Here is a 20,246-nt window from a genome sequence, read left to right on the forward strand (position 1 = left end):
TCGTGGTCCGCTCGCGCGCGAGCCTGCTCGGCTAGGGCACGACGGTGACCGGCCACCGCCCGGCCCGCACCGCCCGGACGGCGACCGACCCGAACAGCCGATGCGCCGCCTGGGTGCTCGCGCCCACCAGTATCGCGTCGGCCCGCACCTCCTCCGCGACCTGCGTCAGCGCCAGCACCGGGTCGGCCGCGGCGACGACGAAGCGGACCTGCACCCCGTGTTCGGCCGCCAGTGCCTCGACGGCGCCCCGCAGCTCGTCGCGCAGCTCGTCGGCCGAGCTCTCGGCCATCGGGAGGGCGAGCGCGCCGGTACCCGCGAACGTCGCCGCGGGGAAGCTCTCGGCGAACACGGCCACCACCTGAGCGCCCTGACGGCGGGCCTGCCCCAGCGCGTAGTGGAAGGCGCGCCATCCGGTGTCGGAGCCGTCCACGCCCACGACCAGGGTCATCGGGCCGTCGCAGCCCAGCTCGAAGCGCGTCATCGTCCCACCACCCGTCGGGGCCCCCGGGAGGTCGCTGCAGCGGAGGTCGCCGCACCGGAGGCCACGGTGGCGGACCGTACCGGGACGGAGCCCGGACGGGGGGACGAACTGGTCAGGGCGCGCACACCGACAGTTTATAGCTTTGCTAAGCGTTTTTACCGCTCTGTGTCCTACGCCCCGACCCCGACCTGGTCGAACATGTGTTCTACCATCAACCTGGTTCGCCGCACTGTCACGAGAGGGAGCACGCCGCACCGATGAGCACCCCCCAGGAAACGTCCCCGACCCGGCGAGCCACCGGCGCCACCACCGCGGGATCGGCCCCCGCCGCCGCGGCGACGCCGGAAGCAGCCACGCCCGAAGCAGCCACGCCCGAGCCCGCGCCGGAGCCCACCGTCGTGGCCACCACCGCGACCCCGGAGCCCGCCGCGGTCACCGGCGAGCCGGGAGCCGAGCCCGAGAAGCCCCGCCGCGGCCGCCCCAAGGGCACCTCCACCGCCCGTACCACCCGCACGATCGAGCTCACCCTCACCGTGAGCGGCACGGCCGACGGCGACTGGCAGGCCGAGCTCAAGCAGGGCACCACCTGGCTGAGCCGGGGCCTGCCCGTCACGGCCACCGCCGTTGCCCGGGCGGCACAGGAGCTGCATGCCGAGCTGGCCGGCCCCATCGAGGCCGTGATCGGCGCGGCCCGGGAGCAGCGCGCCGCCCGCGTCGCCGCGCTCGAGGCCGAGCTCGAGCAGGCGCGCAAGGCGCTGGCCGAGATCGAGGACTGACCCACCCGTACCCTTCTGGGGTGTTCGGTATCGACCCCGCTGACCTGCAGACCTGCCTCCGGGTGCTCGCCGAGGTCGATGACCTTCCCCCCGAGCATCCGGACGCGGTGCGCATCCGGCGCGCCACCGCCGGGATCTACAAGTCGGTGAAGCTCCGCCGCAGGGCGGAGAAGCGGGAGGCGATCGCGGCCAACGACCACGCGGTCACCGCCTCCACCGCCACGGGCGCCCCCGGCCGGATCGACGACGAGACCCAGGGCCTGCCCCTCGTCTCCACCGCCGCCGGCGCCACGGCGGGCACGCTGCTGCGCTCCCGGGCCTGCTACACGTGCAAGAACCGCTACCACGTGGTCGACGCGTTCTACCACCAGCTCTGCCCGCCCTGCGCGGCTCTGAACCGGAGCAGGCGCGATGCCCGCACCGACCTGCGGGGTCGCCGGGCCCTCCTCACCGGCGGCCGGGCGAAGATCGGCATGTACATCGCGCTGCGGCTGCTGCGCGACGGCGCCCACACGACGATCACCACGCGCTTCCCGAACGACGCCGTACACCGGTTCGCCGCCATGCCCGACAGCGCCGACTGGCTGCACCGGCTGCGCGTCGTGGGCATCGACCTGCGGGACCCGGCCCAGGTCGTCGGCTTCGCCGACTCGGTGGCGGCCCAGGGCCCACTGGACATCCTGGTCAACAACGCGGCACAGACCGTCCGTCGCTCCCCCGGTTCCTACGCGGCGCTGCTCGAGGCGGAGAGCGCGGGTCCCGGGCCGGCCGCCGAGCTGGTCGAGGTCGTCACCTTCGACCACGTGCGCAACGAGCGCCCGGCCGCCATCGCGGCCGGTCCGCAGCGCACCCCCACCGCACTCGCCGAGCTCGCTCTCACCGCGGGCAGCGCATCGCCCGAACGGATCGCCGCGGGCACCGCGATCGACGCGGGCGGCCTGCTGCCGGACACCGCCCCGGTGAACAGCTGGACCCAGCGGGTGGAGGAGATCGACCCGCTGGAGCTGCTCGAGGTGCAGCTGTGCAACCAGACGGCCCCCTTCATCCTGATCAGCCGCCTGCGGGGGGCACTGGCCGCATCACCGGCACGGCGCAAGTACGTGGTGAACGTCAGCGCGATGGAGGGGCAGTTCACCCGCGCCTACAAGGGACCGGGCCACCCCCACACCAACATGGCCAAGGCAGCGCTCAACATGCTCACCCGCACCAGCGCGGGCGAACTGCTCGAGACCGACGGCATCCTCATGACGGCCGTCGACACCGGCTGGATCACCGACGAACGCCCGCACCCCACGAAGCTGCGGCTGGCCGACGAGGGGTTCCACGCTCCGCTCGACCTCGTCGACGGGGCGGCGCGGGTGTACGACCCGATCGTGCGCGGCGAGGCAGGCGAGGATCTGCACGGTTGCTTCCTGAAGGACTACTCTCCAACGCATTGGTAGACGAGGACCGCAATGACCGGCAGATCGTCCTGTTCGGCCGTTTTACGGTGAGTGCCTGAACATATTTTTGGTCACTCATTCATGTTTAGTTCACCCGTCGGCCCGTAGCGTTATGGCGTGACCATGACGCGGAGGTACGTGCCCAGATGAATTTTTCGGTCATCGTTGTGGTGGTGGTCGTCACTGCGCTCGCATTCGACTTTACCAACGGTTTCCACGACACCGCCAATGCCATGGCAACATCCATCGCCACGGGTGCTTTACCCCCCAGAGTCGCGGTCCTGATCTCGGGCGTGCTCAACGTCGTCGGTGCTTTCCTCTCCGTCGAGGTCGCGAAGACGATCTCCAGCGGATTGGTCGACGAGGCCCGCATCACGCCTGTCGTGATCTTCGCCGGCCTCGTCGGTGCCATCCTGTGGAACCTGGTCACCTGGTTGATCGGCATCCCGTCGAGTTCCTCGCACGCCCTGTTCGGCGGGCTGATCGGAGCGACCTGGGTGGCCGCCGGAACCGGCGCGATCCATTTCGGTGCACTGATCAGCAAAGTGGTGCTCCCCGCCGTGGTCTCTCCGATCGTCGCCGGCGTGATCGCCCTTGTGGCCACGTATCTCGCCTACCGGATCACCGCCAAGGCGGACGACGGCACCACGCGTCGCGGATTCCGGGTCGGCCAGATCGTCTCGGCATCGATGGTGTCGCTCGCGCACGGCACGAGCGACGCGCAGAAGACCATGGGGGTCATCACCCTCACCCTGATCACCGCCGGGGCATTGCCCGCGGCCTCCGGTCCGCCGATCTGGGTCATTCTCACGTGCGGCCTGGCCATCGGCCTCGGGACCTACTTCGGCGGCTGGCGGATCATCCGCACGCTGGGAAAGCGCGTGAGCGACATCCAGACCCCCCAGGGGTTCGCCGCCGAGACCAGCAGCGCCGCGGTCATCCTCACCTCGTCGCACATGGGCTTCGCGCTGTCCACCACCCACGTCTGCACCGGCTCGATCTTCGGGGCGGGCGCCGGTCGCCGTCTCGCGTCGGTCCAGTGGGGTGTGGCCGGGCAGATGGCACTCGCCTGGGTGGTGACGCTCCCGGCCGCCGCGGTGGTCGGCGGGGCGGCGGCGCTGGCGGTCAGCGACGGCGGCACCTTCGGCACCGTGGTCGTCGCGGTGGTGGGAGTCGGCGTGGCCGCAGGGATCTTCGTCAGCTCGCGCCGCCGGCCGATCAACGCCGACAACGTCAACGACGTGCCCGGCCGGGCCGAGCCCGTTCCGGCCGGCGCCTGACCGCCGCACAACCCGAGGGAAGGAACCGGACGTGAACATCGACTGGGGATCGCTGCTGCTCGTGGCGCTCGTGTCGCTGGCGGCTGCCGTCGCTGTGGTCGTGCTCGTGGCACTGGCACTGGTCGGGCTGTCCGCTGCCCGCCCCGATGCCCCCCGGGGCGGGGCCGGCGCGAGCGTGGCCAGCCCCGCCGTCGCCACGACCTTGTCCTACGTGTGCCTGCTCGCGGCGGCGGCGATCGCGGCCTACGGCATCTACCTCGTGGCCCGGTGATCCACCGCAGCAACATGGTCTGACAGGCAGGTCCGAGCTAAGCGGTGAGCCCGCCGTCCCCGGCAACCGGGACGGCGGGCTCACCCGTACGTCGCCCGACCAGGGTCGCCCCGTCGGTGAAGAGCACGCCGTCGGCGCAGCGCGCCTCGACCTTCCCGCCGGCGAACTGCTCGGTGTAGAGGCGCGCGTAGAGCCCGCCCTTCGCGAGCAGTTCGGCGTGCGTGCCGCGCTCCACCACCCGGCCGCCGTCCACGGCGAGGATCACGTCGGCGCCGAGGATCGTGGAGAGCCGGTGCGCGATCGCGATCGTGGTGCGCCGCCTCGTCGCGGTCTCCAGCGCCTGCTGCACGAGCCGTTCGCTCGTGGTGTCCAGCGCGCTGGTGGCCTCGTCGAGGATCAGGATGCGCGGGTCCTTCAGCAGCACCCGAGCGATCGCGAGGCGCTGCTTCTCCCCGCCCGAGAGCCGGTAGCCCCGTTCGCCCACGACCGTGTCGTAGCCCTCGGCGAAGGACAGGATGCGGTCGTGGATGTTGGCCGCCCTCGCGGCTTCCTCGATCTCGGCCCGGGTGGCGTCGGGCTTCGCGTAGCGGAGGTTGTCGCGAACCGTGGCGTGCAGGAGGTAGGTGTCCTGGGTGACCATCCCGACGGCGTCGGCCACCGAGGCCTGGGTGAGCCCGCGGACGTCGCGGCCGTCGATCAGCACCCGGCCGCGGTTGACGTCGTAGAGCCGCGGCACGAGGTAGGAGAGCGTCGTCTTGCCCGACCCGCTCGGCCCGACGATCGCCGCCAGCTGCCCCGGCTCCACGGTGAAGGAGACGTCGCGGACGGCCCACGTCACCGTCCCGTCGGCGCCGCCCCCGTCCGTCCCCCGCCCGTCGGCCGCCTGCTCGACGACGGGGGCGGCGACCACCCCCAGCGGTGGCGCGGGCGGATAGGCGAACCACACGCTCTCCAGGTCGACGCGCCCGGTGACGGTGGCCGGGTCGAGCGTGCGTGCGTCCGGCGCGTCGACGATGCGCGGCCGCAGGTCCAGGTAGTCGAAGATCCGCCCGAAGAGGGCCAGCGAGGTCTGTACGTCCAGTGAGACGCGCAGCAGGTTGACCGTCGGGAAGAGCAGTCTCGTCTGCAGCGTGGTGAAAGCGACGATCGTGCCGGCACTGACCCCGACGCCCGCGGCGATGAGGAACCCGGCCACGAGGTAGACCAGCGCCGGGGTGATGCCCATGAACGTCTGCACCACCGCGAAGAACGACTGGCCCGACATCGCCTGGCGAACCTGCAGGTCGACCTGGCGGGCGTTCTCGTCGCGGTAGCGCCCCACCTCGTAGGCCTGCCGGTTGAACACCTTCGTCAGGAGCACACCGGACACCGACAGCGACTCCTGGGTGATCGCCGTCATGTCCGACAGCGACTCCTGGGTGCGCCCGGCGAGCTTGCGCCGCACCCGGCCCACCCGCACCTGCAGCAGCACGAACAGCGGGGTCAGCGCCACGGCGACGAGCGTCAGCTCCCAGCTGAGCAGCAGCATCGCGATCAGCGCCGCCACCACCGTCACGACGTTGCCCAGGATCGAGCTGGCCGTCTCCGACAGCACCGATTGCACGCCACCGACGTCGTTGGCCAGCCGCGACTGGATGGCGCCGGTGCGGGTGGCGGTGAAGAACGCCAGGTCCATCCGCTGCAGGTGCTCGAACAGCCTGCTGCGCAGGTCGGCCATCACGCGGTTGCCGAGCAGCGTGGTCTGGTAGGTCTGGTAGACCCCGATCAGGGCGGTGACGACGGGCACCGCCACCATCCCGCCCACCAGCCAGGCCAGCAACGGGATGCGCACGCCGCCGCCGCCCACCGGGAACAGCGCATGGTCGAACACGGCCTGGGTGAGGAACGGGGTGATGATGCCCAGCCCGCTGCTGAGCAGCACCGCGACGCCGATGATCACCAGGCTCGTGCGGTACGGGGTGAAGAGCCCCCATACCCGACGACCCAGCCGGTCGGACTCCATGGCGCCGACACTAACCCCGGCCCACGATGGGGGCGTGACGATCTCCGGCCCCACGCACACCCTGGTCCAGCTCACCGACCTCCACCTCGTCGCCGAGGGCGACCCCCTCCCGGGCGGCGTCGACACCGCCGCCCTCCTCGACCGCGCCCTGCAGACCGTCACCGGCATGGGCCCGGGGCCGGACGGACAGGGCCTGGGCGCACTCGTGCTCAGCGGCGACCTGACCGAGCACGGGCGGCCCGAGGAGTACCGGCGGCTGCGGGCGATCGTGGAGCCGGCGGCGCAGCGCCTCGGGGTGCCGGTCGTCCTCGCCGCAGGCAACCACGACGACCGCGGCGCACTGCGGGAGCACCTGCTGGGCGAGGCGCCGTCGACCGCACCGTTCGACCACGTCGTGCACGTCGGTGCGCTGCGCATCGTCGTCCTGGACAGCACCGTGCCCGGCCAGGCCCACGGCGCGCTCCGGCCGGGACAGCTCGCGTGGCTGCGCGCCCTGCTGGCCGAGCCCGCACCCGCCGGCACCGTGCTCGTGCTGCACCACCCGCCACTGCCCAGCGCATCGCCGCTCGCGACAGCCATCCCGCTGCTGCACCGCGACGAGCTCGGCGCCGAGCTCACGGGCACGGACGTCCGGCTGGTGCTGGCCGGGCACACGCACGTCGCGAGCGCCGGCACCCTCGCCGGCATCCCCGTCTGGACCGGCGGCCCGCTCGCCACGACCGTGGACGCTCTCGCCCCGGGAGCGTCGCTGCGCACGCTCGGAGCTCCGTCGGTGAGCCGGATCGACCTGTTCCCCGGCGACCTGCTCACCACGTCCGTGCCGATCGCCGCCGAGATCATGGCGGACGTGCCCGCCGAGGAGATGGAACCGCGGCTCGCAGACCTCCGGGAGGCCGCCGGGGTGGCGTGAGCGTGCCTGGACGGCAGGGACTCAGGGCTTCCCGATGAAGATCGGGTTGGTCATCGCCACCATCGCGTTGGCCACCGTGGTCTTGGGGCTGCCGGAGGCGCGGCGCACCTCGGCCCGGACCCACCTGCTGTACCGCGCGTCGGTGGTCCAGCCGACCTTCGCCGTGCCGGACGACGGCACGGTCTCGGTGTGCTCGACGCCGAGCTGGTCGAGGATCACCACCGACGTGCCGGGCACCCCGCCCACCTCGACCTCCACGGTCACGGGCACGCCGATGTCGGCGGGGAGCCGGTCGCCGATGCCGGCGGAGCGCCCGCCCGACGACGCGGCGAACGACAGGGTGACCGCCGAGGACTCCGCGAGCCAGGACCGGCCGGCCTTCATCCCGGCGAGCAGGTCCTTCTGCGCGAGGCTGTCGGCCAGAACCACCGTGTGCGGCAGGGCGACGGTCTGGTCGGGGTTGTGGGCGTCGGAGTCACCGACCGCGGGGATGAACTGCCCGGATCGCAGCAGGCCGTCCCAGTGGTTGACCGACTGCTGGTCCTCGTCGGTCCACGGGCCGTTCCAGACCTCCACGAGGTCGGAGAGCTCGTAGGCGAACTCGAACGTGCAGCCGAAACAGTTCGCGAACGGGTGCGCGGCCGTGACCAGCCCCCCGGCCTTGTGCACCTGATCGACGAACTTCTTGTAGTCGTTCCGGTCCGCGGCGCGGTAGCGCCAGTCGATCCAGGTGCCGGCGGGCAGACCGATCGCCGGCCAGTGCCCGGATCGCGTCGTGACCTCCTCGCCGTTGAGGATCAGCAGGTCGTCCGTGGCGTGGTCGCCCCACTGGAGCTGCGAGCTGAGCGTGTTGTGGTCGGTGGACACGATGAAGTCCAGGCCGGCCGCCCTGGCGTCGGCGACCAGCTCGTCCGGGGTCCGCTTTCCGTCGGAATGCACGGTGTGCAGATGGCAGTCGCCCCGGTACCAGGCCTTGCCCCGCTGCTTCGCGGGCGCCGTGGTGGGTGCCGGATGCGGGACGAAGGGCGCGCCTTCCGGTCCGAAGTGCAGCGTGATGTCGACGTGGTAGTTCATGCCCTGCGGCGCCACCGTGTACGGGCCGAGGATCACGTGCCACGTGCCGGGCTTGATGGGGCCCGGCACGTATCCCGGGGTCGCCTCCGACGCGCTGATCGAGAACCGGTCCCGGAAGCCGCCGGACCACCCGCGGAAACCGCGCTGGTTGCCCAGGTCGTGACCCTCCGGGCCGAACATCCCGATGTCACAGGCGTTTCCGCGCGTTCCGCTGGGCACCGTCGGCTTGTCGTAGGAGTACACGACATCGATCTGGTTGACCCCCTTGGGGACCTCCACCGGCAGGTAGTACCAGTCCGAGATGCTCGGCGGAAAGGTGCCCTGCACCGTTTTCGTCTGATCCGGCGCCCCCGGGGCCGGTGGCGAGAACGCAACCGAAGGGAGCAGCTTGACCGCTGCGCCGCCGGCCAGGGCGCCTCCCACGCGGAGCACGTCACGCCGACTCATACCACTGAACTGCACATTACCTCCGCCGTCATGATGATCGGGCAAAAGGTAGTGCCGTCCGCGGATCGGTCGACGACGACGAAATGAACGCCGGAGGCTGAGCAGGTGACAGATCCCGACAGTTATTCGAGATCCCGTTTCGGATTTTTGCCGGATTCGATGTCAGTCGTCGAGCCAGTCGAGGATCGCCCGCGTGTGCTCGCCGACCTCCGGGATCGGGTCCAGGCGGGGCGGCCGTCCGGGCAGCGTGATCGGCGGCAGCACCGTGCGCAGCGGGCCGGCGGGCGAGCCGACCTCGGTCCAGCGCTCCCGCGCGGCGAGCTGGGGGTGTTCGAGCACGTCGGCCACCTCCCGGCGGCGGGCGTGGGCGATCCGGGCCGCGGCGAGCCGCGCCGTCACCTCGTCACCGGTGAGGCGGGCGAACACGGCGTCGATCTCGGCGTGCAGGGCCGGGCGGTGCCGCACCCGCAGCGCCCCCGTCCGGAACCGCTCGTCGCCGGCCAGGTCCGGGCGCTGCAGGACGACCCCGCAGAACGCCGCCCACTCCCGCTCGTTCTGGATCCCGATCACGACCTCGGTGCCGTCACCCGCCGCGAACGTGCCGTAGGGCGCGATCGCGGGATGGCTGGTGCCGGCGCGCGGCGGCGGGGCGCCGCTCCCCGCTGTGTACTGCAGCGGGAACCCCATCCACTCCACCAGCGCGTCGAAGAGGCTGATCTCCAGGTGCGTGCCCACACCCGTGCGCTCGCGGTCGTAGAGAGCGGCGAGGATCCCGGAGAACGCGTACATGCCCGCGCCGATGTCGGCGGCCGGGATGCCGCTCTTCGCCGGCTCCTCCGGCGTCCCGGTGACCGAGACCAGCCCCGCCTCGGACTGGATCAGCAGGTCGTAGGCCTTCGCGTCCCGGTACGGCCCGGACGGCCCGTACCCGGAGATCGAGCAGGTGACCAGCCGGGGATACCGCTCGCGCAGGGCCTCGTGCCCCAGCCCGAGCCGCTCCGCCGCACCGGGCGCGAAGTTCTGCACGAAGACGTCGGCGCGGGCCAGCAGCCGGGGCATCACCGCGTCCGCCCCCGCCCCCGCGTCGGCCTTCAGATCGAGCGCCAGGCTCTCCTTCGACCGGTTGAGCCAGACGAAGTGGCTGGACAGCCCGCTCACGGCGGTGTCGTAGGCCCGCGCGAAGTCGCCGTCACCCGGGCGCTCCACCTTGATCACCCGGGCGCCCAGCTCGGCGAGCTGGCGGGTGGCGAACGGCGCGGCCACGGCCTGTTCGCAGGAGACGACGACGATCCCGTCCAGGGGAAGGGGCATCACGAGGACATCATCCCCCGCGAGCCGCCCGTTCCCCGCCCGCGAGTCGCCCGTTCCACGCCCGCGAGTCGCCCGATTCCTGCCCGCGAGTCGCCCGTTCCCCGCCCGCGAGTCGCCCCCTCAGACACCGAGGCGTCGGACCATCAGCCCGTCGCCACCACGTTCACGGAGTCACCGCCGCGACCGGTGGCCCCGCCCCTTCGAGCCGGCCAGCGCCACCACCTCGTCGAGGCCGGCGCGCAGCCCGGCCACCAGCACCGAGGGCTCGGTGATCGCCGCCGGGTCGAGGTTGACGCCGATGCAGCACGTGCCGTCGTGGGAGAGCAGGGTGATCGTCGCCGCGACTCCCGGCAGCGGACCGAACGGGTACATGTGCGTGATCCGCGACCCTGCGATGTACACGGGGTGGCCCACCCCGGGCAGGTTGGAGACCTGCACGTCGTTGGCCGAGGTCAGCCGGGCCGACGCCGGGCCGAGCACCGACCCCGGCAGCCACGTCAGTGCCGGTGCGAGCAGCCCCACCACGTCCACACCCGTGCCGGCCCTGGCGGTGAGCACGAACTCCCGCACGGCCTGGATCCGGGCAGCCGGGTCGGGCTCGGCGAGCGAGCCGGGGAGCCGGGCTCCGGTGAACCTGTTGCCGCCCTGCGGGTCGTCCTGGGTGCGGAGGCTGATCGGGATGCCGATCGGGATGGTGCCCAGGTCGGCCCCGAAGTGCTGGTGGTAGCGCCGGAAGCCGCCCAGCACCGCGGCCAGGTAGCCGTCGTTCAGCGACCCACCGGCCGCCTTCGCGCCGGCTCTCAGCTCGTCGAACGGGACGTCGAGCACCTCGAAGTGCCAGTGGCCGCTGCGCTGCGCGAGCAGGGGCGACCCGCCCGCCGACGGCGGCGCCACCGCCCGGTTGAGCGAGCGCACCGCGTCGACGGCGTGCTGGGCTGCCGCCTCCGGCCTCGACAATGCGCCGAGGACGTCAGCGCCAAGCCGGAGCACCTCTCCCGGCACCCCGCGGGCCGTGCGCCGTACCTGGTCCGTGAGCAGCCCGAACGGTGACACCGGCCGTTCCGGATGCGGTTCCGGCGGCTCGGGCCGGTGCGGGTCGTGCTCGGGTGAGCGGCTGTGCAGCATGCCCATGAGCTGCACGGCGCCGAGCCCGTCGGTGGCGCTGTGATGCGTGGTCACGACGTACGCGGCGCGGCCACCCTCCAGTCCCTCCACCAGCAGCGCCCGCCACAGCGGCCGGCTGCGGTCGAACGGTGCCGCCGCGAACTCCTGCACGACCTCCAGCGCCTGCGCCATCGTCCCGGGGGAGCGCAGGCGCACCCGCGACAGGTGGTGGACGAGGTCGAGGTGGTCGACGGTCGCCCAGGTCGGCGCCCCGATCCCCAGCGCCGGTTCCACCACCCGCTGCCGCATCCGCGGCACCATCCGGGACGCCCACTCGTGCGAGGCGACGAGCCGTTCCCAGTCCGGTGCCGGGTCGAGCAGCTCCAGCAACGTCACGTTCGAGCGCAGCCGCGGGTCTGCGGCCTCGCCCCGCCACATCGCCGTCTCCAGCGCGTTCATCTCCGGCGCGGTGCCCCACCGCAGGGGTCGCGCGTCGAGCGGAGCACCGACGGGTCCGGCCGGGCCGTCGGTCACGGCGACCTTCCCGCTGGGGGCGGCACCGGCCGCGGGACCACCCCAGTGCGCCAACGCCTCGACGTAGCGGCCGCGGACGTCCTCGATGTGGCGGTCCAGCTCCTCCACCGTCCACCCGTCGGTCGGGATCGGCGGCAGCACGGCCACCTGCACCGTGCCCTCCCGCAGCGTCGACGCCCCGCGCCACATCAGCTCGCCCGCGTTGCGGATGACGATCGGCACGATGGGCACCCCGGCCTGCATCGCGACGTGGAACGCGCCCTTCTTGAACCGGCCCAGCGCCGGGGTGATCGACCGGGTGCCCTCGGGCGCGATGACCAGCGAGATCCCTTCCCGCAGCCGCTGCACCGCCGGTTCGAGCGCCGCCCGGGCGGCCGTCGGGTCGGTGCGGTCGACGAACGCGACGTCGGCGAGCCGGAACGCCAGCCCGAACCCGGGCACGGTCGCGGCCTCCTTCTTGGCGACCGCGGTGAAGTTGCTGCGCAGCAGCTTCGCCAGGATCAGCACGTCGAGCTGGCTCTGGTGGTTGAACAGGAACACCGCGGGGCGGGCGGCCATCAGGTGCTCCGCGCCGCGGACGTCGAGGCGCACCCCGCCCAGCGCGGTGCCCAGCTCGCCGGCCAGGGTGAGCCCGAGGTCGACGGCCTCGCGTCTGGTGCCCTCCCCCGCCACGCTGTTGAGCGCACCGAGCGCGAGGCCCGCGGCGAACCCCCCGAGCGTGCCGCCCACGGCCCCCACCGTGCGGGCGAGCTCCCGGGCGCCCGGGCGGCCCCGCGACCGGAACCGCGCGATCGGCCAGTCCCTCCGCGCCGCCTCGGCGGCCAGCCCCGGGCCGGGGTTCAGCGCCCGCGCGCGTCCCGCGGTGGACAGGAACGGCACGTCCTCGTCGCCGTTGGAGTAGGCGTAGCTCTCGGCGAGGTCGATGCCGTGCTGCTGGGCGAACGTCCGCACCGCGGCGGCCTTGCCCGCCCGCCACAGCGGTGGGCCGCCCGGACGGCCGGTGCACAGCCCGTTCTCGATCTCCACGGGCGTCACCAGCACGTGGTCGACCCCCATCGCGCGTGCCGCCGGCTCCACCTGGAACCTCGTGGCCGACGACGCCAGCACCACCGTGTGCCCGGCCCGGCGGTGCGCCTCCACCAGCCGCCACGCCTCCGGGTACAGCGAGCCGGCCACGGCCTGGGTCCACAGCCGCTCCCCCAGCTCCGTCAGCTCGTCCTCGTGGCGGCCCGCCCAGGCGCGCATGCCGAGCACGAAGAAGTCCTCGAAGTCCTCCTCCGTGGTGAGCCCGCGCATGCCGAGCAGCAGCATCCGTCCGATGTCACCCGGGGTGACGTGCCCGGAACGCATGTGGTGACGCGCGAACGCACCGAGCGAGTACCCGTCGATCAGGGTGCCGTCGAAGTCGAAGAACGCGCCGACGCGCGGGCCCTGCGGACCGGCCTCGACGTCGGCGAGCAACTGCTCCTCGCTCCAGGCCTGGCCGGCCGAGCCACTGGTAGCGGTACTCACGGTTCGACTCCCACCGCCTCCCGCCGCGACGCGGCGTCGATCTCGTCGATCCGGATCACCCGGGCGACGGCAGCACGTAGCTGGGCGGCGAAGGCCTCCCGCCGGCGCGCCAGCTCATCGTGGCCCGCCGGGTCGTCCGCCGAACCCAGCAGGTCCCGGTTGCCCGCCAGCTTCAGTGCGCTGCCGAACAGCTCGCGGGAGAGCGACTCCGGGCCGTGCAGCCGCCCCTGCAACAGCATCTGCTGGCCGACGCCGCTGCACTCGTCGAGGAAGGTCTTCTCCACCACCGGCCGCGCTGCCGCACGGGCCGCCAGCCGCTCGGCCACCACGAGCTGCGCGTCGAGGAACGACCGGAGCACGCGGTGGGCGATGAGGAAGTCGGCGCCCGCGAGGACATGCTCCCCCGGCTCGGTCTCCCACGCCGGGTGCAGCTGCCGCAGCTCTTCCGACAGCTGGGCCCGGTAGCTCTCCCGTTCCGGGAAGAAGAACTCGAACTTCAGCAGGTCACGCAGCCGCATCGCCTCCTCCCAGCGGTCGTCGGCGGGGCTGAGCAGCACGAGCTCAGCGATCGCCCGGTCCACGAAATGATGAATGGCGCTGTTGCGGTAGAACGCGGCGATCAGGTGCTGGCCGCGCTCGATCGCGTACACCGGCTCCTCCCCGCCCGTGTAGACGGTGACGACCTTCGACTCGGCCAGGGCCGCCAGCACGCGGCGGACTCCCGCCGCGGTCTCCAGCGGGTCGGGTCGGTTCACGTCGATCGCGCAGCCCCGGCTCCGGACGTAGGAGCGCACGGGCTCCAGCACACGCTGCACCTGCCCCAGCGTGAGCGCCCGGTCGCGGACGCCCAGCAACGCGAGGGTGACCAGCGCGGTCGCCACCACCGGCGTGACCTGGTTGATCCCCACCGCGACCTCGAACGCCACCTTCTGCAGAGCCAGGCGGCGCGCGTCCGGGTCCGCCGTGGCCGACGCCGGACCGAGTGCCGCGCGCAGCGAGATCGGCTCGGCGAACCGCACGTGTGCGGCACCGATGGGGCGCAGCTGCGCCTTCGCGTACCGCGCGAGCCAGGCCAGCCCCTCCCCCTTCTTCGGCGCCCCGGCCTGCTCGGCCGCCATCGCCGACACCTCACGCAGCTGGTCGTAGGTGATCGAGACCGGCACGAGGTGGACGTCCTCGGTGCGCCCCCGCTCGACGGCCTCGGCCACGTTCGCCAGCAGCCCGTAGCGCGGCGGCCGCAGCTTCCCGGTGCGGGACCGGCCGCCCTCCATGTACCACTCCAGGTTGAAGCGCTTGGCCAGCAGGAACGCGAAGTACTCGCGGACGGCGAGCTTGTAGATCTCGTCGTCGCCGAAGCTGCGCCGGATGAAGACGATGCCCGCGCGCTTGGCCAGCGGACCCACCGGCCAGAACCGCAGGTTGTCACCACCGAGCACGTGGTTGCGGGGGAAGTTGTGCTCGGCGAGCACCTCGGCCAGGAGCAACGGGTCGGCGTAGGAGCGGTGGCTCGGCAGGAACACCAGCGGGTGGCGCCGGTTGCGCTCGCGCAGCTTCTCCAGACCGGCGCTGTCCACCTGGACGTCCCACGCCCTGGCGTGCAGCGGCCGCACCGCCGCCGTCAGCAGGTCGACGGCCAGCGGGCTCATCGACGCGACGAGCCCGTGCAGGTCGGCCCGCGCCTTCGCCGCCACGTCCGCCTCGGGACGCCCGAGCCGGGCCGCGAGCTCACCGACCTCGCGGCGGAACTCCGGGCTGGCATCGATCGCCTCGACGATCTGCCGCGGCACCTTGTACCGGTCGCCGACCAGCGCGCGTTCGGCCCGGTCGAGAGCCAGTGCCGCCTGCCGGGCCACGAAGTCGTCGAACCCCGCCGCCGCGCCGGGGCGGCGGGCCGTGAAGCGGGCCCGCAGGGACCCGACGGTGGCGGGCTCGGCCACCACGACCGCCACCCGGTCCGGCTCCCGCCGCACGATGCGGGCCTGCTGGCTCGACGGGGGATGGCGCGGGTTGCGCAGCGCGAGGACGTCCGCCCAGCGCACCCGGCGCTGGCCGCCGCGCTCGCGGGGCAGCCAGGCCACCCGTACCGCGGCGACGACGGCGTCCTCGCCGGACTCCGCCAGCGTCGACGCCAGCGCGGCTCCCCCCACCGGCAGGACCGCGACCGGGCGCAGCTCCTCCTGCCGCATCCAGTCCTCGACGAGCCCTCGCTCCACCGCGGTCGAGGCGTCCGACAGCAGGATCAGCGGGGCGTCCGGGCCGGCCTCGTCGTGCTGCGGGCCCACCGGTCGACGCACGTCCATGTGCCCACCTTTCCGTCGGCGTCCCATCCTGCCCGGCTCCCGGCGTCACGTGGCCACATGTGCCTCTTCCGACGCCCGGGGAACCAACGTCGTGTCATCGCGACGCTACGGGCGGGCGTCAGTACCCTGAGGGCCCGTGAAGATCGCGCACCTGGTCCCGACGCTGCACCCCGCCGCGCCGGAGATCGGCCTTGTCGACCTCGCCGGGGCGGCGCAGGACACCGGGATGGAGCTCGTGGTGATCGCGCTGGCGTCCACGTCCGAGACCAGCCAGGTGAGCGCACTGCAGCGGCTCGGGGTGCCGGTGTCGGAGCTGGGGCTCGGCCCGTGGGACCCCCGCGCCGTCGGCCGCACCGCGCAGCTCATCCGGGACCAGCGGGTCCAGCTCGTCCACACCCACCTGCCACCTGCCGACGTGGTCGGCGCGGCGGCGGCGCTGCGCAACCGGCTGCCTGCCGTCTCCACGCTGCACCGCATCGAGAACCTGCCGGCCGACCGGATCGACCGGTTCAAGCGCACGGCGAAGATCCTCGCCCGGCAGCGGTTCATGGCCCGCACGATCGCGATCTCGCAGGTGCAGCGGGAGTGGTACCGCGGCCTGTCGGGAGCGGGGTCCGCGCAGAACCTCGTCGTGGTCCCGAACGGCGTCACCGACCCGGGCCCGCTTGACCCCGCCGAGCGGCAGCGCCGGCGCAGCGCCCTGGGGGTCGGCGACGGGGAGGTGCTCGCGGTGAGCACGGCACCGATGCGCCGCGACCAGGGTCACGAGCTCCTGCTCGAAGCACTCGAGTCGCTTCCGGACGGGCTCCGCCTGGTGGTCGCGCTGGCCGGGGACGGCCCGCTGCGGCCGTGGCTGGAGTCACGGGTGGACGCGAGCGACGACCTGACCGAGCGCGTCCGGTTCGTGCACCGCCACCAGGAGCCCGCGGCCCTGCTCGGGGCGGCGGACCTGGTGCTGCACACCGCCCGCTCCGGTGCGGCGCCCACGGCGCTGCTGCGGGCGATGGCAGCCGGTGTCCCGGCCGTCGCCACCCGGGTCGGGGGCGTCCCGGAGATCGTCACGGCCGACACCGGCGTGCTCGTGGCCCTGCACCCCACCGCGATCGCCGACGCGCTCGTCGCCCTCACCGAGGACGGGGCCCGGCGGGAGCGGCTCGGGACGGCGGCGCGGGAGCGGTTCCTCGCCGAGTACGAGGCGATCGGGTGGGCTCGGCGGCTGCACGAGCTCTACCAGGAGGTCCTGACCCCCGGCCGGGCCGACCTGGGCGAGCCCCAGCCGTCCTGATCCCGGCAAACCGGTCGACGATGCACCGTGCGGCCGTCACAATCACTGACCGTGCCGCATGCTCCTGCCTCCCCCGTCCTGCGCCGAGCCACCGCCGACGACCTGCGCGCCATCACCACCACGGACGGGCGTGGGTTCGGGGTGCACTACAGCGACACCGACATCGAGGACTTCCGGCCGCTGTTCGACCCCGACCGCTACCTGCTGGCCCAGGACCCCGAGGACGGCGCGAAGCAGGACGGCCCGATCCTCGGGGTCACCGGCTCGTTCCGGTTCGACGTCACGCTGCCCGGCGGAGCCACGCTGCCCGCGCCGGGCGTCACCTGGGTCTCCGTGGCCGTCACCCACCGGCGGCGCGGCATCCTGCGCGCACTGATGACCGAGCAGCACCGCGGTTTCGTGGCCGACGGCAGCGCGGTCTCCCTCCTCACCGCGAGCGAGGGCGCGATCTACGGCCGCTTCGGCTACGGCATCACCACCCAGCACCGGGCCGTGGAGATCACGCGCCGCCGCGCCACGTTCCGGCCCGGCGCGCCCGACCCGGGCGGCGTCCGGGAGATCGACGGCAACGAGGCACGGCTGCTCTTCCCCGACATCCACCGTCGCTGGACCGCCCTCGTACCGGGTGCACTCAGCCGCAGCGAGGCGTGGTGGGACAACCACATGCTCGACCGCGAGTCGCGGCGCGGGGGCGGCACGGCGCTGTTCCACCTGGCCCACGCCGACGGTTACGCCTCCTACCGCATCGAGCACGGCGAGCGGACGTGCCGCGTGGTGGAGCTGGTGAGCGTCACCGCGGAGGCGCACGCCGCGCTGTGGCGGGTGCTGCTCGCCCTCGACCTCGTGGAGACGGTGGCGGTGTGGTCCCACCCGCTCGACGACCCGCTGGGCTACCTGCTCGCCGACCCCCGGCAGGTGCGCACCACCCGCCTGCGCGACGGCATGTGGGCCCGCGTCCTGGACGTACCGGCCGCGCTGTCGGCCCGCCGCTACCGCACCGAGCTCGACGTCGTCCTCGACGTGCACGACCCGTTCCTCGACCTCGGCGGCCGGTTCCGGCTGCGCGGCGGCCCGGACGGGGCCGAGTGCGAACGCGTGGCCGCGGGCGGCCCCTCCGTCGCGGTGGACATCGCGGGGCTGGGCCCGCTGCTGTTCGGCGGAGAGCGCGCCGCGACCCTCGCCCGCGGTGGGCTGCTGGAGAGCGACGACCCGGTCGCGCTGCGCCGCGTCGACGCCGCGTTCCTGGCCGACCGCCTCCCCCAGCACGGCACGGAGTTCTGAGGGCGGCCGCGCGCGACAATCGCCACACAGTGGGCGGGCCGGACAGGTCCTAAGGTCTCCCCCATGAGCGACACCGGCGGCAGCCGCCCGCTCGAGGACGGCATCGTCCGCGAGTTCGGCGTCGACAGCTCGCGCGAGGGTCGGGTCAACCTCTCCTACGGTGCCTACCTGCACCTGGACGAGCTGCTGTCGGCCCAGCACCCGGTGAGCAGGCCGGCGCACCACGACGAGCTGCTGTTCATCGTGCAGCACCAGACGTCGGAGCTGTGGCTCAAGCTGGTGCTCCACGAGCTGCGCGCCGTGCAGGCCCAGCTGGCCGCCGACGACCTGCGGCCCGCGCTCAAGGGGCTGGCGCGGGTGAAGCACATCCAGCGCACCCTCACCGACCAGTGGTCGGTGCTCGCCACGCTCACCCCGTCCGAGTACGCGGAGTTCCGCAGCTTCCTCGGCACGTCGTCGGGGTTCCAGTCCGACCAGTACCGCGCCGTCGAGTTCGTGCTCGGCAACAAGAACGCCGAGATGCTCCAGCTGTTCGGTCACGACGAGCGGGCCCGCGCCCAGCTCGCGGAGCTGCTGGCCCGCCCCAGCGTCTACGACGAGTTCCTGCGCTACCTGGCCCGCCACGGCCACGACGTGCCGCGCACGCTGCTGGAACGCGACGTGACGCAGCCGCACACGTTCTGCCCCGAGCTCGTGCCCGTCTTCCGTCGGATCTACGAGCACTCCCACGAGTACTGGGAGGCCTACGAGGCCTGCGAGGAGCTGGTGGACCTGGAGGAGAACTTCCAGCTCTGGCGGTTCCGGCACCTCAAGACCGTGGAGCGCACGATCGGGGTGAAGCGCGGCACCGGCGGCTCCAGCGGGGTGACGTTCCTGCGGGCGGCGTTGGAGCTGACGTTCTTCCCGGAGCTGTACGCGGTACGCACGGAGATCGGCGCATGACCGCGGACACCCTCGACCTCGCCTCGCGCGCCGCCGACCTGGACGCCGCCGACCCACTCGCCGCCCACCGCGACCGCTTCGTCCCCAGCCCCGGTGTGGTCGCCTACCTCGACGGCAACTCCCTCGGCCGCCCGCTGGCCGACACCGCCGAACGGCTCGCGCGGTTCGTCCGCGAGGAGTGGGGCGGCGGCCTCATCCGGGGATGGACCGGCGACGGGCCCGCCGGGGCGAGCTCGGCCCGGCCGTGGATGGACTGGCCCGGCCTGGTCGGCGACCGGATCGCCGCCGCCGCGCTCGGCGCGGCCCCTGGCCAGACCGTCGTCGCCGACTCGACCACCGTCCTGCTCTACAAGCTGGCGCGCGCCGCCGTCGATGCGCAGGCCCGCGACGGCCGCCGCGAGATCGTCCTCGACACCGACAACTTCCCCACCGACCGCTACGTGCTGGAGGGCATCGCCGCGGAACGCGGGTGCGTCCTGCGCTGGATCGAGCCCGACCCCGCCGAGGGCGTCACGCCCGAGCAGGTCGCGGCCGTCGTCGGGCCGGCCACCGGGCTGGTGCTGTTCAGCCACATCGCCTACCGGTCGGGGTGGCTCGCCGACGCCCCGGCGATCACCCGGATCGTGCACGACGCCGGCGGGCTGGTGCTCTGGGACCTCTGCCACTCCGCGGGCTCGGTGGAGCTGGAGCTCGACGCCTGGGGTGTGGACCTCGCCGTCGGCTGCACCTACAAGTACCTGGGCGGCGGCCCCGGCTCACCCGCGTTCGGCTACGTCCGCCGCGACCTGCAGGACACCCTCCGCCAGCCGATCCAGGGCTGGATGGGGCGCCGCGACCCGTTCCTGATGGGCCCCGGCTACGCGCCGGCCGACGGCGTCCGCGGCGTGGTCAGCGGAACACCGCCGATCCTGGCGATGGTGCCGCTGCTCTCAGCGCTGGACCAGCTGGAGGTGGCCGGGATCGCCGCCGTGCGCGCCAAGTCGGTGGCCCTCACCGAGTTCGCGCTGGAGCTGGTGGACGCCTGGCTCGCGCCGTACGGCGTCGAGGTGGCCTCCCCCCGCGACCCTGCCCGCCGCGGCGGCCACGTCACGATCCGCCGGGCCGGGTTCCGCGACCTGCTCCCCCACCTCTGGGAGCGCGGCGTCATCCCCGACTTCCGCGAGCCGGACGGCATCCGCCTGGGCCTCGCCCCCCTCAGCACGAGCTTCGCCGAGCTCCACGCCGGCCTCGCTGTGCTGCGGGACCTGCTCGCTCAGGGCACCTGACCCGCCATCCGGACTCGCGGATCTGATCA

15 protein-coding genes are annotated in these 20,246 nt (G+C 73.2%); 9 read left to right on the top strand and 6 right to left on the bottom strand.

All coding sequences use genetic code 11. The features are described 5' to 3' along the window. Positions 1 to 31: 31 nt before the first annotated feature. A complete protein-coding gene (locus ACQPZA_RS20410) occupies positions 32 to 481 on the bottom strand; it encodes a universal stress protein (protein ID WP_169398273.1) in 450 nt (149 codons plus the stop codon). A gap of 257 nt (positions 482 to 738) precedes the next feature. On the opposite strand from ACQPZA_RS20410, the gene ACQPZA_RS20415 reads away from it, so the two are divergent. From ACQPZA_RS20415 to ACQPZA_RS20430, 4 genes are all read left to right on the top strand, one after another. Next, positions 739 to 1,257 (top strand): DUF6319 family protein, encoded by a 519-nt coding sequence (locus ACQPZA_RS20415; protein ID WP_433272768.1) that lies wholly within the window; start codon positions 739 to 741, stop codon positions 1,255 to 1,257. A gap of 20 nt (positions 1,258 to 1,277) precedes the next feature. After that, complete coding sequence (locus ACQPZA_RS20420; RefSeq protein ID WP_433272770.1) at positions 1,278 to 2,699, top strand: SDR family NAD(P)-dependent oxidoreductase; 1,422 nt, start codon at positions 1,278 to 1,280, stop codon at positions 2,697 to 2,699. A gap of 146 nt (positions 2,700 to 2,845) precedes the next feature. After that, positions 2,846 to 3,979, top strand: a complete 1,134-nt coding sequence (locus tag ACQPZA_RS20425) for an anion permease (protein WP_433272772.1) — start codon at positions 2,846 to 2,848, stop codon at positions 3,977 to 3,979. A gap of 31 nt (positions 3,980 to 4,010) precedes the next feature. Beyond that, positions 4,011 to 4,250: a hypothetical protein gene (locus ACQPZA_RS20430; protein ID WP_169398269.1), complete on the top strand. Its 240-nt coding sequence runs from the start codon at positions 4,011 to 4,013 to the stop codon at positions 4,248 to 4,250. 37 nt (positions 4,251 to 4,287) lie between these two features. Here the strand turns inward: ACQPZA_RS20430 and ACQPZA_RS20435 are convergent, their stop codons facing one another. After that, a complete protein-coding gene (locus ACQPZA_RS20435) occupies positions 4,288 to 6,252 on the bottom strand; it encodes an ABC transporter ATP-binding protein (RefSeq protein WP_433272774.1) in 1,965 nt (654 codons plus the stop codon). A gap of 34 nt (positions 6,253 to 6,286) precedes the next feature. On the opposite strand from ACQPZA_RS20435, the gene ACQPZA_RS20440 reads away from it, so the two are divergent. Next, positions 6,287 to 7,162, top strand: a complete 876-nt coding sequence (locus tag ACQPZA_RS20440; protein WP_433272776.1) for a metallophosphoesterase — start codon at positions 6,287 to 6,289, stop codon at positions 7,160 to 7,162. A 21-nt stretch (positions 7,163 to 7,183) separates the two neighbouring features. Here the strand turns inward: ACQPZA_RS20440 and ACQPZA_RS20445 are convergent, their stop codons facing one another. The 4 genes from ACQPZA_RS20445 to ACQPZA_RS20460 all read right to left on the bottom strand — a co-directional run bounded on the left by ACQPZA_RS20445 (position 7,184) and on the right by ACQPZA_RS20460 (position 15,444). Beyond that, complete coding sequence (locus ACQPZA_RS20445; RefSeq protein ID WP_169398266.1) at positions 7,184 to 8,683, bottom strand: CehA/McbA family metallohydrolase; 1,500 nt, start codon at positions 8,681 to 8,683, stop codon at positions 7,184 to 7,186. Between the two features lie 162 nt (positions 8,684 to 8,845). Beyond that, positions 8,846 to 9,994: a CaiB/BaiF CoA transferase family protein gene (locus ACQPZA_RS20450; protein ID WP_433282904.1), complete on the bottom strand. Its 1,149-nt coding sequence runs from the start codon at positions 9,992 to 9,994 to the stop codon at positions 8,846 to 8,848. Positions 9,995 to 10,165: 171 nt separating this feature from the next. Continuing rightward, positions 10,166 to 13,144 carry an HAD-IB family hydrolase gene (locus ACQPZA_RS20455; protein WP_433272779.1) on the bottom strand — a complete coding sequence of 993 codons (2,979 nt, stop codon included), beginning with the start codon at positions 13,142 to 13,144 and terminating at the stop codon, positions 10,166 to 10,168. Then, positions 13,141 to 15,444 (bottom strand): glycerol-3-phosphate 1-O-acyltransferase, encoded by a 2,304-nt coding sequence (locus ACQPZA_RS20460; protein ID WP_433272781.1) that lies wholly within the window; start codon positions 15,442 to 15,444, stop codon positions 13,141 to 13,143. The genes ACQPZA_RS20455 and ACQPZA_RS20460 overlap by 4 nt, the downstream gene beginning before the upstream one ends. A gap of 136 nt (positions 15,445 to 15,580) precedes the next feature. Here ACQPZA_RS20460 and ACQPZA_RS20465 point away from each other — a divergent pair, with 136 nt between their 5' ends. The 4 genes from ACQPZA_RS20465 to ACQPZA_RS20480 all read left to right on the top strand — a co-directional run bounded on the left by ACQPZA_RS20465 (position 15,581) and on the right by ACQPZA_RS20480 (position 20,217). Beyond that, entirely contained in the window at positions 15,581 to 16,729 is a 1,149-nt protein-coding gene (locus ACQPZA_RS20465) for a glycosyltransferase (protein WP_433272783.1), read from the top strand. Positions 16,730 to 16,780: 51 nt separating this feature from the next. After that, on the top strand, positions 16,781 to 18,010 hold the full coding sequence (locus tag ACQPZA_RS20470; protein ID WP_433272785.1) for a GNAT family N-acetyltransferase: 1,230 nt from the start codon (positions 16,781 to 16,783) through the stop codon (positions 18,008 to 18,010). A 63-nt stretch (positions 18,011 to 18,073) separates the two neighbouring features. Then, positions 18,074 to 18,952, top strand: coding sequence for a tryptophan 2,3-dioxygenase (locus tag ACQPZA_RS20475; RefSeq protein WP_433272787.1), 879 nt, complete (start codon positions 18,074 to 18,076; stop codon positions 18,950 to 18,952). After that, the gene (locus ACQPZA_RS20480; protein ID WP_433272789.1) at positions 18,949 to 20,217 is read left to right on the top strand and encodes a kynureninase; all 1,269 of its coding nucleotides are present in this window, start codon (positions 18,949 to 18,951) and stop codon (positions 20,215 to 20,217) included. The genes ACQPZA_RS20475 and ACQPZA_RS20480 overlap by 4 nt, the downstream gene beginning before the upstream one ends. Positions 20,218 to 20,246: the final 29 nt, after the last annotated feature.

Source organism: Pseudonocardia xinjiangensis, from assembly GCF_050948425.1.
GTDB lineage: Bacteria > Actinomycetota > Actinomycetes > Mycobacteriales > Pseudonocardiaceae > Pseudonocardia > Pseudonocardia xinjiangensis.

Coding starts and splice junctions, on each gene's coding strand:
- ACQPZA_RS20450 (WP_433282904.1), bottom strand. CDS start 9,994: ATGCCCCTTCCCCTGGACGGGATCGTCGTCGTCTCCTGCGAACAGGCC.
- ACQPZA_RS20445 (WP_169398266.1), bottom strand. CDS start 8,683: ATGAGTCGGCGTGACGTGCTCCGCGTGGGAGGCGCCCTGGCCGGCGGC.
- ACQPZA_RS20415 (WP_433272768.1), top strand. CDS start 739: ATGAGCACCCCCCAGGAAACGTCCCCGACCCGGCGAGCCACCGGCGCC.
- ACQPZA_RS20425 (WP_433272772.1), top strand. CDS start 2,846: ATGAATTTTTCGGTCATCGTTGTGGTGGTGGTCGTCACTGCGCTCGCA.
- ACQPZA_RS20460 (WP_433272781.1), bottom strand. CDS start 15,444: ATGGACGTGCGTCGACCGGTGGGCCCGCAGCACGACGAGGCCGGCCCG.
- ACQPZA_RS20410 (WP_169398273.1), bottom strand. CDS start 481: ATGACGCGCTTCGAGCTGGGCTGCGACGGCCCGATGACCCTGGTCGTG.
- ACQPZA_RS20475 (WP_433272787.1), top strand. CDS start 18,074: ATGAGCGACACCGGCGGCAGCCGCCCGCTCGAGGACGGCATCGTCCGC.
- ACQPZA_RS20435 (WP_433272774.1), bottom strand. CDS start 6,252: ATGGAGTCCGACCGGCTGGGTCGTCGGGTATGGGGGCTCTTCACCCCG.
- ACQPZA_RS20480 (WP_433272789.1), top strand. CDS start 18,949: ATGACCGCGGACACCCTCGACCTCGCCTCGCGCGCCGCCGACCTGGAC.